The sequence below is a fragment of the Paenibacillus terrisolis genome (genome assembly GCF_056171975.1).
This window is the reverse complement of the sequence record NZ_JBKFGG010000015.1, coordinates 93,258-106,766: the sequence shown is the minus strand read 5'-3', so window position 1 is coordinate 106,766 and position 13,509 is coordinate 93,258. Positions and strand designations below refer to the sequence as shown.

15 protein-coding genes are annotated in these 13,509 nt (G+C 36.8%); all 15 read left to right on the top strand.

Annotation, left to right across the window (positions count from 1 at the left end; translation table 11 throughout):
- Window positions 1-4: 4 nt before the first annotated feature.
- The 15 genes from ACI48K_RS13980 to ACI48K_RS13910 all read left to right on the top strand — a co-directional run bounded on the left by ACI48K_RS13980 (window position 5) and on the right by ACI48K_RS13910 (window position 13,419).
- Window positions 5-286 (top strand): HesB/IscA family protein, encoded by a 282-nt coding sequence (locus ACI48K_RS13980; protein ID WP_475028214.1) that lies wholly within the window; start codon window positions 5-7, stop codon window positions 284-286.
- 20 nt (window positions 287-306) lie between these two features.
- Window positions 307-747, top strand: a complete 441-nt coding sequence (locus tag ACI48K_RS13975) for a protein-tyrosine phosphatase family protein (protein WP_475028213.1) — start codon at window positions 307-309, stop codon at window positions 745-747.
- Between the two features lie 355 nt (window positions 748-1,102).
- Window positions 1,103-1,360, top strand: a complete 258-nt coding sequence (locus ACI48K_RS13970; RefSeq protein WP_475028212.1) for a hypothetical protein — start codon at window positions 1,103-1,105, stop codon at window positions 1,358-1,360.
- Between the two features lie 307 nt (window positions 1,361-1,667).
- Window positions 1,668-2,339, top strand: coding sequence for a response regulator transcription factor (locus ACI48K_RS13965; protein ID WP_475028211.1), 672 nt, complete (start codon window positions 1,668-1,670; stop codon window positions 2,337-2,339).
- The gene (locus tag ACI48K_RS13960) at window positions 2,336-3,394 is read left to right on the top strand and encodes a HAMP domain-containing sensor histidine kinase (RefSeq protein WP_475028210.1); all 1,059 of its coding nucleotides are present in this window, start codon (window positions 2,336-2,338) and stop codon (window positions 3,392-3,394) included. Before ACI48K_RS13965 ends, ACI48K_RS13960 begins: the two co-directional genes overlap by 4 nt.
- Before the next feature lie 308 nt (window positions 3,395-3,702).
- Window positions 3,703-4,599, top strand: coding sequence for an ABC transporter ATP-binding protein (locus ACI48K_RS13955; RefSeq protein WP_475028209.1), 897 nt, complete (start codon window positions 3,703-3,705; stop codon window positions 4,597-4,599).
- Window positions 4,600-4,616: 17 nt separating this feature from the next.
- Window positions 4,617-5,522: an ABC transporter ATP-binding protein gene (locus ACI48K_RS13950; protein ID WP_475028208.1), complete on the top strand. Its 906-nt coding sequence runs from the start codon at window positions 4,617-4,619 to the stop codon at window positions 5,520-5,522.
- 2 nt (window positions 5,523-5,524) lie between these two features.
- Entirely contained in the window at window positions 5,525-6,244 is a 720-nt protein-coding gene (locus ACI48K_RS13945) for an ABC transporter permease subunit (RefSeq protein WP_475028207.1), read from the top strand.
- An 818-nt stretch (window positions 6,245-7,062) separates the two neighbouring features.
- Window positions 7,063-7,290, top strand: coding sequence for a hypothetical protein (locus tag ACI48K_RS13940; protein ID WP_475028206.1), 228 nt, complete (start codon window positions 7,063-7,065; stop codon window positions 7,288-7,290).
- Between the two features lie 28 nt (window positions 7,291-7,318).
- A complete protein-coding gene (locus tag ACI48K_RS13935) occupies window positions 7,319-7,975 on the top strand; it encodes a hypothetical protein (protein ID WP_475028205.1) in 657 nt (218 codons plus the stop codon).
- Window positions 7,976-8,301: 326 nt separating this feature from the next.
- Window positions 8,302-9,426, top strand: coding sequence for a hypothetical protein (locus ACI48K_RS13930; protein WP_475028204.1), 1,125 nt, complete (start codon window positions 8,302-8,304; stop codon window positions 9,424-9,426).
- Window positions 9,426-9,761, top strand: coding sequence for a hypothetical protein (locus tag ACI48K_RS13925; RefSeq protein ID WP_475028203.1), 336 nt, complete (start codon window positions 9,426-9,428; stop codon window positions 9,759-9,761). The genes ACI48K_RS13930 and ACI48K_RS13925 overlap by 1 nt, the downstream gene beginning before the upstream one ends.
- Window positions 9,762-10,083: 322 nt before the next feature.
- On the top strand, window positions 10,084-12,093 hold the full coding sequence (locus ACI48K_RS13920) for an ATP-binding protein (protein ID WP_475028202.1): 2,010 nt from the start codon (window positions 10,084-10,086) through the stop codon (window positions 12,091-12,093).
- A gap of 250 nt (window positions 12,094-12,343) precedes the next feature.
- Window positions 12,344-13,108 carry a phosphoribosyltransferase-like protein gene (locus ACI48K_RS13915; protein ID WP_475028201.1) on the top strand — a complete coding sequence of 255 codons (765 nt, stop codon included), beginning with the start codon at window positions 12,344-12,346 and terminating at the stop codon, window positions 13,106-13,108.
- Window positions 13,105-13,419: a hypothetical protein gene (locus ACI48K_RS13910; RefSeq protein WP_475028200.1), complete on the top strand. Its 315-nt coding sequence runs from the start codon at window positions 13,105-13,107 to the stop codon at window positions 13,417-13,419. Before ACI48K_RS13915 ends, ACI48K_RS13910 begins: the two co-directional genes overlap by 4 nt.
- The last annotated feature ends 90 nt before the right edge of the window (window positions 13,420-13,509 follow it).

The following is a 13,509-nucleotide window of genomic DNA, read 5'->3' as shown; positions in this document are numbered from 1 at the left end:
AGCTATGGTTATTACGGATGAAGCCAAAATATTTATTAAGAGCATGATGAAAGAAGCAGGAATCTCCACTTTGCGGTTTGGATATAGCGGTGAGGGATGTTGCGGGCCGAGCTACGAGTTGTCGCTCGAGAAACCGCAACTAAACGATACTGTGACTTCGGTGAATGGGATTGAGGTTGCCATTGATGCTCGGGTTGCTGATCAAATCCGCGAGCTTACGCTGAGTTTTATAGAAGACGAGCAAGGTGCAGGACTGACTGTAAGTGGCGGAAGCAACTGCTGCTAGAGAGGTAAGGGAGGACTATAATGGCAAATTATCATGAATTAATTCCAGGTAAGGTCTATATCGGTGGAGAAAAAGCACTTCTAGAAGCCCTCCAAGAACAACCGATTTCTGATGTATTTGACTTGCGAGATAATGGGACGAAGGCAGAAGAATTTCCAAAGGAGGTAACCCATCATCATTTTCCGATCGTGGAAGATGAGAGTGGGCAGGAAAATTTTGTTCAGGCAGCCATTCAAGCGGTGACAGCAGCCGTAAAAGGCGGGAAAACCGTTTATTTCCACTGTGCAGGTGGCCGTAATCGGACTGGAACTGTTGCTACCGCTCTTTTAATCGAGATGGGATTGGCTTCAACAGTTGAAGAGGCTGAAGCATTGGCGAAAGAGAAACGTCCGGATATTAATATTAAGCAGGAAATGCGTGATATGTTGAAGGCGTTTTATCCTCTGAATAGGGATGAATAGGTATCATGTCACATAAGGATGATTTTTCTTTAAATCTAGCATACGTCAGGTTAAAATAACTAACATATAAGGCAGAACACCTATTGAAACCCACAACAGGTTGATTTTATCCTGCGCGAATAAACAGATGGCAAGTTTTTTAGAAGATAGAATATTATTGGACACGTTTGTTTGTTGGTTAATATCTCTAAGTATAGACAGAATTTGGAGCATGGATTATTATATAAATAATCAAATACTCAAAGACGGAAGCACCGTTCTCCCTTTACAGGGGAATAGTGCTTTTTTTCGTCTAGAAAGGAGCATAAATCTAAAGACAGGATTTAAGATCAAAATTTATTAAGGAGGAAATAACATGAATCAATTCAATCTTTTTTTTCAAAGTAAAGTCGAAACATCAGAAATAAAAAGCATGGAGTTAGGTATCGTTGAATACCCGCTTGAATTGCGGGCTGGGGATGTCGTTGTTCTTAATGAAGTGATTTGGGAAAGAGTCAGAGCGGAGTTTCCTGAAGCAGTAACACCACAAATGTGGGTGGGACAAGTGATTCATTATTTGCCAGGACCGGCAGCTCCAGATCTTTTTCTGGTGGCAAAAACTTTTCATGAATAATAAGTTCAACAGCAAGTAATAATTCGCTTCAACACATTTAATGCAAGTGAAGTTTGCAATGAGCCAAAAAAAGATCAGTCAGAAACAACGACTGATCTTTTCAGTATCTTATCAAAGACTGTGGCCGCAGTCACATTGCGTGCCAATTAGCGTGGAATCCCTAAAATGTGCATATTGCTGAATGTGCGTATATTATTGAAGGATAACACCCAAGCTTTTATAATTAGGCAGTGCAATAATTAAATCTCGATATAGTAGTTTATGAGGTAGTTAGAATAACAATTACGCCGATTAGGAGGATGATTTCATGATAAATATACTGGTTGTCGAAGACGACATGAAGTTTAATCAAATTGTCTGTTCTTATCTTAATAAAAGCAGTTATCATGCCGTTGGCTGCAAAAAACCTGCGGAAGCGTATGACTTGTTATATACATCCAATTTTGACCTTATTATCTCCGACATCATGATGCCGGAGATTGATGGTTATGAGTTTGCCGAAACCATACGCAATCAGAACAAAACAATTCCCATCCTTTTTATAACCTCTCGGGACGATATATCCTCTAAGCAAAAAGGCTTTCGTATTGGGATAGACGACTATATGGTTAAGCCAATCGACATGGACGAGATGATCTTGCGCGTGGGTGCGCTGCTTCGCCGCGCCAACATCGCCAATGATAGAAAACTGATCATAGGAAGCCTTGTTCTGAATGAGGACGAATTAAGCGCCACATTGGACGATGAAGAAATCCCTTTGTCGGTAAGAGAGTTTAACATTCTTTTCAAGCTGTTATCTTATCCAAAAAAAACGTTTAAGCGCAGCCAGCTTATCAATGAATTTTGGGGTATTGAAAGTGAATCCGGTTTGCGGACGGTGGATGTTTACATCACAAGACTCCGCGACAAATTTTCGGGTTGCAAGGATTTTGAGATCGTCACGCTTCGTGGGTTTGGTTATAAGGCAGTGCTCAAATGAAACTGAGAAAAGATAAGCGTATCAATGCCGGATTTTTTTCATTAAAGCAATTCCTTATTTTATTTTTCGTCATAACGTTAATGTGCGCCAGCTATAATTCAATCTATTTGTTGTATGATTATCAAAAGCCTGCCGACCTTACAATATTGCCAAATGTACTCCTTGGTAACCTACTATTTTTAACTGTTATAACTACTGTCTTATTAGGTTATGCAAAAAGATACCTATTTGGCAAACCGATACGGAAAATCGCGGAAGCCGCAAGGAAGGTAGCCGGGGGTGATTTTACCGTGAGAATTCACCCATTCAGAAAAGACGGAAAAAAAGACGAAATAGAAGTGCTTGTCGAAGATTTTAATACCATGACCGAGGAACTTGCAACAATCGAAACACTTAAAACTGACTTTATCGCCAATGTATCCCATGAGATAAAATCACCGTTGTCTGTTATTCAGAGTTACGCAGCAGCTATTCAGGATGATACTTTGTCGCCGGAAGAACGGCATGAATACAGTAAAACCATTGTTGAGGCATCTAAAAGACTATCCGAACTGGTTACTAACATTCTGAAATTAAGTAAGTTAGAAAACCAAGAAATCATACCCGTATCGGAGCCATATGCGCTCGACGAACAGCTCTATGACTGCATCATCGAAAATGAGGAATTGGGCGAAAAGAAAGGTATTACATTTATAGGTGATGGCATTAATAAAGTCAACGTTAATTACGATAAGGCGTTGCTGGAGCTTGTATGGAACAACTTGATTACAAACGCTATTAAGTTTACCGATAGCGGCGGTGAAGTTACTCTCACGCTCAAAGAAGAATCCGGTTATGCTGAGGTAACGGTGAAAGATACTGGTTGCGGCATGAGCGAAGAAACGATAAAGCATATTTTCGATAGGTTCTATCAAGGCGATACTTCACATTCTACCGAGGGCAATGGCTTGGGGCTGTCGCTTGTAAAAAAAGTGATTGATATTTTAAACTGTCAAATATCGCTTGTGAGCCGTATCAATGAGGGGACGACCTTTACCATTAAGCTAAAGTTATAGGAATAAAAGAAAAATCCTTTGACCGTTTACAGGTTAAGGGATTTTTTGCATTAACATTACTTTAACAATCGTGAAATACTATGAAGTATTTTGGTGTGATAATAGGGCGTAGAAAGCAAGCCGAACGCATGAAGGGAGGACAAAAAAAGCTCAGAATCATTTTAATTGCAGGACTTACTGTTATAGTGTGATTTTGGGTATTCTTGTACTTGCAATCCTCTTTTTTATGATTGGCAGAAATAAAAATACATTGGCTTGCCTACAAAGTAGATAGGTCATTAGATTCTAAGACACAATAGGAGGTTAGTATGGCAGTCATTGAGGTCGATAACTTGACGAAAGACTATGGACATGGACGGGGCATTTTTGATGTTTCGTTTCAAGTACAGCAAGGAGAGGTATTCGGTTTTCTTGGGCCGAACGGAGCCGGAAAAACAACAACAATCCGGCATCTGATGGGCTTTTCCAATCCACAGAGTGGGCATACAACGATTGATGGTATGTCTTGTAACAGACAAACAAGTAAAATACTAGAAAATGTCGGCTACTTACCGGGAGAAATTGCTTTGCCGGAAGGTCTCACAGGCATGGAGTTTATCCGTATGATGCAGGGCCTACGTCATTCGCATGATGAGAAGCGGCTTACTCATCTGCTTGAAACATTCCAGCTTGACCCCAGAGGTAAGACAAAGCGCATGAGCCTTGGTAATAAGCGAAAGCTGGCCGTTGTCACGGCGTTTATGGCAGACCCGGACATTTATATTTTGGATGAGCCTACAAGCGGGCTTGACCCTGTGATGCAGACAGCTTTCATTGAATATATGAAAGAAGAAAAGAAGCGCGGGAAAACGATTCTGCTTTCTAGCCATATATTCAGCGAAATTGACGCTATCTGTGACACAATCGCTATCATCAAGGATGGAAAACTCGTTTCCACCGTGAAAGCTGACGATATCCGTCACAATCAAAATAAGATGTTTGAAATCATTTTTTCAACCGCAAAAGAAGTGAATCTATTTCGGTCAGAATCGAATCTATCGGTTTCGTACTCCAACCCGGAAAAACATATAGCCGAAGTCGGCATCCATGATTCTGAAATTAATTTGCTCATCGAAGCGCTTGCCAAGTACCATGTGGAGAGCTTCAAAGAAAAGAAGTTCACATTGGAAAGCTATTTCATGCGCTTTTATGAAAAAAGCGCCTAATTGGGAGGAAAGTTACAATGGACTCAATGATCGAGATAAAAGATCTTACAAAAGACTTTGGACAAGGACGAGGGGTATTCGGTGTTGACCTAAACATCAAGCAAGGCGAGGTTTTTGGGCTTGCCGGTATCAACGGATGCGGAAAGACAACGATTATGCGTCACCTTATGGGATTCCTAAAACCGGGTGCTGGAAAATCCAGTATCTATGGCAAGGATTGTTGGCGAAATGCTGACGAGTTAAAAAAGCACATCGGATATATACCCGGTGAAATATCGTTCCCCGATGTTTATAGCGGCATGGACTTTCTAAAGCTACAGGCAGAATATATGGGGTTAAAAGATATGTCTTATGCAAACAATCTGCTTAAAATATTGAATCTTGATGCAAGTGCGCGGCTAAAAAGTATGAGTAAAGGAATGAAACAGAAAACGGCTATTGTCAACGCCTTTATGACTGATGCGGATATTTTGCTGCTTGATGAAGCAACAACCGGCCTTGACCCGCTTATGCAAAAATCATTTACAGATATCATCAAAAATGAAAAGAAAAAAGGTAAAACGATTTTTATGAGCAGCCATATGTTTGATGAGATGGAAAGCACTTGTGACCGTGTTGCTTTTCTGAAAAATGGTCGTATCATCCATATTGTGGATATGTCTACAATTCGGGGCAACGAGAAGGTAAAGGAATATAAAATTGAGTTCAATAAAGAAAGTGATTACCGGGACTTTCTTACACGACCTTTTAACATAGTCCGGCAACAAGATGACTTCAACCAGGCAATCATCCATATCCACGACGAAGATGTTGACGCGCTGTTTGGCGTCCTTTTAAAAATGGATGTGCGGTTTATTTCGCATAAGCCACGCACACTTGAAGCCACTTTCAAAGAAATTTATAACAGCACGGAGGTAGCTTAACCATGATTAGCCGAACCTTAATGAAGCAAACCATTAAATCTAACCTTGCCCTTTGGGTGATATTAACGGCTGTTCAGACAGCCATGATAGCCTTGGTAGCTAGTACGGGCGTGCCGATACAAACGACGGGGCTTACGTTCTACAATTTGTTGCCAGGCATTATATCGGCTATCTATGTTATCATAACATCCAGCAAACTGATAGCTGCACAAGTGGACAAGGGAACAATGGCGTATATCCTGTCAACACCCACGAAGCGCTCAAAAGTGGCAATCACACAAGCTATATTTTTCATTGGCTCCTTGTTTTTGATGTATACAATCATCGCCGGAACACACATCCTTGCGAGTTACACTTCGGCTGATAGTATAAGCGCCACTGACGTTAAAACTATAATCTTACTCAACTTAGGTTTGTTTGTGCTTGATGTTGCAATTAGCGGAATTTGTTTCTTGGCATCCAGTGTTTTTAATCTCTCAAAATTCACAATTGCTGTTGGCGGCGGTTTAACGGGAGCGTTCCACCTTTTGTCCATGATGGGGATGTTTGGTGCAAGTTTCAAATGGATGTCAGATTTTACCATCGTTACGCTCTATGATATTCCATCCGTCATGGCTGGTACGACGGACTTCATTTGGAAGTTTCTGGTATTAGCCGGAATTGGGCTGGTAACCTATTTCATCGGTAGTGCGGCCTTTACCAAAAGAGATTTACCATTGTAACTGTGAGGAAGAAGTAACTACAATAACGATATCGCTTTGTTTGGGATAAGACCCAGAACAGAACAGCATGGTAAACGGGAACGATGACAATCATCATTAATACACAGACCTAAAGAATCATCGTATTCGCTCAACTCATTCAATTTGAGTAAAGGTTAAAATGAGTCAAAAAAAAGATCAGTCAGATTTACTGACTGATCTTTTTAGTATGAAAGGCTTCTTTATTTTTACATTGTAGATCCCTTAAATAGCAGCTACTTATTGTAGTGAAGATGCCATTTATATTTAAAGTGAAACAATGAGAAATAGGTATAAAGTTCTAGTGAAAAGCAGGAAAAGCTTTCCTTATAACGAAAATAATATAAAAGAATTATCAGATAATGTAGTTTCCTGATATTTTGAGAGTTTCCTAAGGGGAATATGGATGATGAACCCAAAAAGAGTCTTTATTTGCGACGAATCCGAAACGAGAGAAGTTTCCTCAGAGATTAACCTTAAAAGGGACTTTACTCACATCAGAGCATATCACGGATGCTGTGCAGCCAATATTGATAGCTACTATGAGTACGGGATAGTCCCAATAGAAGAGGAATCTGCACGGGAACATGCGATAAAGTTACTTTCAAGTGACAGGGTTTCTAAAGACCGAGTGTTGGCGTTGTTTAATAAACGATGGAACGAGCTCGATCAGGTACATAAACATGTCTGGTTCACTTTAACTAGAAATGAATTGATTAACTATAGTGGCCATTACCTGATTTTATGGAAGTGAATTCATCAACGCTATTGCTGCTGAATTAAAATGCCAAGAGCAATTAATGGGACAAGGTATTCCAACGATTTTTCATTGTGATGTTCCAATAAACGATATTCCAAGTGACTATATTGAGGATATCAATGAGATTTTTAAATATGGGGACATTGGAAATTGTGGATTTAGAATTATAGGGGAATTATCAGCAAATTCTATTGTAAAGCATGAGAATCCTAAGAAAATAAAAGATCCTTATACTGGATTGATCTTTCGGTATAATGATTCAAAATAACCCCTTGAAAGTGAGGATTGAAAAATATATGGACATTAGTCAAGAAGCACTTGTTGAGGAGTTAAAGAAGTTAAGAAATGAGTTACAGAGCAATTACAAGTTATACCCTAAAAAGTTGATTAAAAGATGCAGAAATATGGAATTAGTTTTTTTAAATGAGCTTAGTCCAGAGTCATTAATTGAAGCTAAGTATAGATTGATAAGACTTCAGAAAGATATCGAGACTTATAATGAAAATAAACTTAATAAAAACTCTACTATTTTAGTTTATTTAATTATGGCACTTGAGTTTATGACAATTTTTCTTAAATCTGCTCCAAAACTAAGTGGAGCAGATGAAGATATTAGCAATACATTCGCATTGGTTTTTCTTGGAATATTAGGCGCAGTCACATATATCTATATAAAAGGAATTAAAGAAACTGAGACATTCATTTATCGAATGGCATTATCGGTTATATTTCCAATCATATTTCTAAATATATTTAATATCAGAAATAATGCCATCGATGGCATATCAACTATTAATTTAATCGTATTTGTTGGTGGGTACAGTTCGGAATTCATATTTGGTGTACTAAACAAGCTAGTTGAAAAGGCTATGGAAGTTGTAGGTATAAAAAGCGGACTGGATCAAGAGAAGGGTGCAAGTTCTACCGAGTCAAGTAAAGCTGTTAAAGGATGAGATTTCGAAGTTGCGAACAAAAAGAACATGTCATTAACTCCTAAAACATCAATTACATCACTTTGCGATAAAGGAGAGAATAAATCATGGAAAGATCTGAGGTTCTTCAAAAGTTGGCCAGTTCTTATATTTACGGAACCTTGGATTGTTTATTGGCGCCGGTTTTTCAAAGGCTGTTCTGAATGAAGATGGCGATGAAATTGCATTATCTTGGGGAGAGCTAATTGAACAAGCTGCTAAGAATCTAGGAGTGGAGACTATGATTCATTGGATACGAAAGAGAAGTCTTATCCTGAAATTAAAACATTACTTAATGGGGCATGAAAATGAATAACTTATTGGTAGGGAACGGAATAAATATACAGTTCGATCACGACAACTATACTACACAAGCAATTATTATACGGATTTTAGAGGAATTAAATTCGCCTAATTTCCCTAATCACATTATTGGTAACGAACCCATTTTGTTTAAGCATTATATAGGTAAACTATTTCTATTTGCACGTAAAGCCATTGATGGTACGTTTAACACTTCAACTACATGCACAGCAGAAAGGTGTGCCTTGGTTGACTTTATTGAACGTTACAAGGACAAAAAGCAAAGCTTGCGAATTGCAGATATAGGTTTTGAGGACTATTACTTGATTCACGATTTATTATGTCACAAGCATGGAATTACCAACCCTGAACAATTCGCTATTCGAGAATCAATGAAAATGGTCTATTTTCATTCTATATACAATCATGGGAAATTGGATTTGTTGCATGAGCAGTATAGCAATACATTTAAACAGTTTCTTTCAGCATTTGATAATATTTTTTCAACGAACTATGATAAAAATATTGAATCTGCAATTGGAAAAAGTGTATTTCATATTCACGGGCAATTTGACCGATTAAGCGAAGTTTTTAATCCAGACTCCTTTAGAAATCAAATGCATGATTCACCGATAGCTGGAGTATCACTTGATTCAGCACATAATTATCTCTACTCAACTGCGATATCTACTTATTGTGGGGATTATAAACAATTTCAAATTAAACAAAATGTTTTAGCAAATGATGCTGTAGAAAAAATGGCAAGTGCATATTTGCAAAATGTTTCTATAAAAGCTGAAATTGACAGTTGGGAACATGATAGCAACCATATCGTTACAAATCTTGCGAATGCAATAAAGCTAAAAAACGCCAATCCTCAATTAAGTTTCCAAGAAGAATATCCAATCAAAGAGTTGTCGGAGATTTCTGGGGAATTATCGATATTAGGATTGTCTCCTTATAATGACTATCATCTTTTCGAAATAATTGATGATGCACCGCTCAATGAATGTACATATTACTTTTTTAGTCAAAGTGAACGAGTAAAAGTAGAAACTATATTTCCTAAGCTAAGTGCGACGGGTAGGTTGAAATTTGAGAGCGTTCAAGACTTTTGGAGGAAAATGTAATGGGAAATATTAAATATATAAGAATATCAAAAAAAGAATTTCAGGGAGTGCTGTTTGCATGTCAAATGCTTTCTGGGAGTTTAGAAAATCCGATGGTAATTATTCGGCAGTTTAATGCTCTTACACCTGATAAACGGTTCCAAATTTCAAAAGAGTGGTCTGAACGTGAAGAAAAGTTAAAATCTACTGTAGCAACTGACAATGAAGATATGTACTTGACTTGTACCATAGTTGAGTTTAACATCTTGGCGTCGAAATATGATATAGACCCAGCGACTGTATGTATGTGCATTAAACCTCCCTGTAAACATAACGAAAAATTATTAGTTAAATAAATATAGAGTGGTCGAAAATCGCTTCTGATCTCCGAGGAGTAAGCTAAATCTAGCCAGCCATCAAAATTCTAAATAAGCTTGCGAAAATTAAGACAATGAAAAGCCTTAAAACTGTATAGAGGGCATGAGTGCGTATTGTTCGAGTTCATGTTCTGTAACTTTAAGATTTATTGTATTTTTAGTTCAGTTTTAAACTCTTTAATACACACAAACCTCCTGTTTATATAAATTCAGATGATTGAGGAAAGCAGGAATCTCTAGCTATTTGGAGAAAATTATACCAATATACATTCGGAAATGAATAATTAGAGGTGAGCCAATTTTGAGGAAAATCCAAATCACCACAAAAGGTATAAAACGATCATTAAAGAGATTTGATTATTCTCAGTCAGTAGCTGAGTATTTATGGAATGGTTTTGACGCACAGGCAACAAGGGTAACTATTGCATTCGGGAGAAATGTTTTAGGGGCAGTTGATGAAGTAATTATATCTGATAATGGTTACGGAATTAAGCGTACTGAGTTGGAAAGTAAATTCACTCCATTTTTTGAGTCGGAAAAGTTAATTGATCCTTTAAACCGAGTTAGGAATATACAATCAGCTGTTCATGGGAAAAATGGTATCGGAAGGTTGACTTTTCACCGCTTTTGTTCTGAGGCAGAATGGGATACAACATATAAAGATAATGTAGGAAACTGCTGTTATTCGATCACAATAAAAGGTGACAGCTTGGATACATACTCAATGACTGAAGCGGTGACTACAGAGCAAGAACAAGGGACTCAGGTTACGTTTCGACTACTAAGTGTTGATATTTCTATAGAATCACTCAAGAAGTTTCTTAATAGGGAATTTGGCTGGTTCCTTGAATTGAACAAAGAGAAGGGGTTCCAAATAATAATTGATGGGGAGTCTTTGGACTATAAAGAGATAATAGGTGAATCTGAGGACTTCAAACTAATGTACGAACCTACTAATGTTGAATTTAATCTTAGATTTGTGCGTTGGGATGAAAGGATAAATAATGAATATTCTAGGTATTATTTTATAAATTCTGAGGATAAGGAAGTCTTTAAACAAGCGACCAGTCTAAATAATAAGGGCGATGCGTTTTATCACAGCCTTTACATTAAAAGTAATTTATTCGAAAGTTTTGATTTTCAAAATATTGATGAAAATCAGGCAACTTCCTTTGACTATTCAACAGCGTCCGAAGAGTTCAAGTACCTAATGGAAAGAGTCAACAAGTATCTTCGAGATAAACGCAGACCTTTTTTGAAAAAATATTCGGATAATTTAATACAAGATTTTATTCAAGTGGATGCATTTCCTAAGTATAGCAATAACTCATGGGATCTTATCCGTAAGCAAGAATTGGAAGAATTTATACGTGAACTTTATCAGGTCGAACCTCGGGTTTTTGCAAAGTTAAATATTGAGCAGAAAAAGACTTTTGTACGTTTCTTGGATCTAATAATGGATTCGGGTGAACAAGATCGCCTTTTTGAAATTATTAGCGAAGTTGTAAGTCTTGATTTTGACGAAAGACAAGAACTTGCAGATATTCTCAAAAGCACAAAATTGTCGAGTATTGTCAAAACTATTCGACTAATACAAGATAGGTTTAGAGCAATCAGTCAGTTAAAGCAGCTTGTTTTTGATAAATCACTTAAAGCTAATGAAGTAAATCATATTCAGCATTTTGTAGAAAAGCATTATTGGATTTTTGGTGAGCAATATCATCTTGTCACAGCAGCAGAGCCAAAATTTGAGGAAGCACTTCGCCGTTTTGTACATCTGCTTAAGAGTGAGGACATTGAAAGACAGATTGATCATCCTGATAAGAATAAAGAGATGGATATATTCATGGTTCGCTGGGATAAGCAAGTCGATATGATTAGAAGTATTGTTGTGGAGTTAAAGCATCCCAATATCAAACTTGGTAAAAAACAATTGGATCAGGTTCAAACTTATATGGATGTAATAATGAAACAAGAAGAGTTTAACGCATCCAATATGCAGTGGGAATTTATTCTTGTCGGCAACGACTTTGATTCAACTGATTACATAAACAATTTTATTGAGAATGCAGCTCAACATGGTGAAAAAAAGCGAGGTCTTGTTTTTAACCCCGGTAAGTATAAAATTTACGTTAGAAAATGGTCTGATATTTTCAACGAATTTGAAGTTAGACATAAGTTCTTAGAGGATCAGTTAATGTTAGAAAGGGCAAAATTAGACGACCATTATAAACATGCCGATGAAATTATTGATCAGTTGGAGAAGAATTCAGCAATATTGCCTGGACAACACAAGGTGACTTCTGCGTAATAAAACTGTCAAGAAGTTAGGTTGCTTAAGGGATGATGTTTCACAGTATCAATTCTATGATATGAAGAAAGTGAAAATATTTAGAGATTAAAGGGTTATGAAAGATCTTTGTCGAATATTGCTATACTCTTTTAAAAAGTTGTGGTGTAAATTGACGACAAAAAAATATTCTATAAACATTAGTGTTTTGGCACAGCTCACTTTACTTTTCGAACATAAGAAGTGGAGTATTGACGAGGAAGAAAATGAATTGAGTTTGTTCAGCAGATTCTGTTCAATACTAGCTATCTTAGACGAAAAAGAACAGGAATTATTTTTAGAATTAACAAAAAAATTTTTGAAAATTAAGCTTGAGGAATATGTACCACGATTACTAATGATTTTAAAAACTATGAGTGAAGATTCGGCGTTGAATTTTACCAGCTATGAAAAATTAATAATCTATCCTTTGATAGCACCTGTAGATTTTGGGAAAAATAAAAGTTCACAAACGGTGCAATATATTTTCCGAGGAGTTGAGTTTACTCAGAAGCAATATCTTAGAAATAAACGTTTTGTGTTCCCCAATAATATTGACGAGTTGAAAGAACAATTAAAAGAAACTGCATTAATTGTCTTGGTAGATGACTTTATAGGAACAGGGGACACTGCTCAAGATGCGATAAAATATTTAATAACCGAAGAAGTTCCAATTGAACATATGGTTATAGCTTCGATAGCAGCTATGGAACAAGGAATAGAAAAGATTAAAGAGTATAAAACGAAAGTATATGCTTCATTGGTGCTTCAAAAGGGAATTAGTGGCTATTTTACCGAACAAGAATTATTGGATAAAAGTGAATTAATGGAAAAAATCGAAAGGAAGATACGGGTCAAAAAAACAGACAGATTTGGATATAAAAGATCAGAAGCGTTAATTTCAATGATTAGAACACCAAATAATACTTTTCCAGTGTTCTGGTACGATAATAAAAATAAGAAGATTTTTGGCCCGTTTCCGAGGTATAAAAATTGAAGGAACAACATATTGTATTATTTTTACAACTAATCAAAAGTAATGGTTCTGTTGATTCTTTGTTAAGAGTTGGATTAAATTATAATCAGATTTCTGATTTAATAACTGACTCGTTAAGGAATGATCTTATAGTGGTAAGTGATGAGATTGGTATAGACTTAACACAAAAAGGTCAGGAAATGTTAAAGCAACTCAATGAGAAATTAGGTCGTAAGAAGTCTGAAACATGGATAAGCCCTCAAGAAGAATATATAATTAAGAAAATGAGTATTAACGATATTTATTTTCCTTCAAAAACTGATTTTAGGTAAGAATTAGACTTATAGTACAGTGCAATTTCTGTACTTGTTTGACGAGTCGTCAAGCAGAAGAAGGACTTTCTTTTCAAGCCTAGTGTTGAT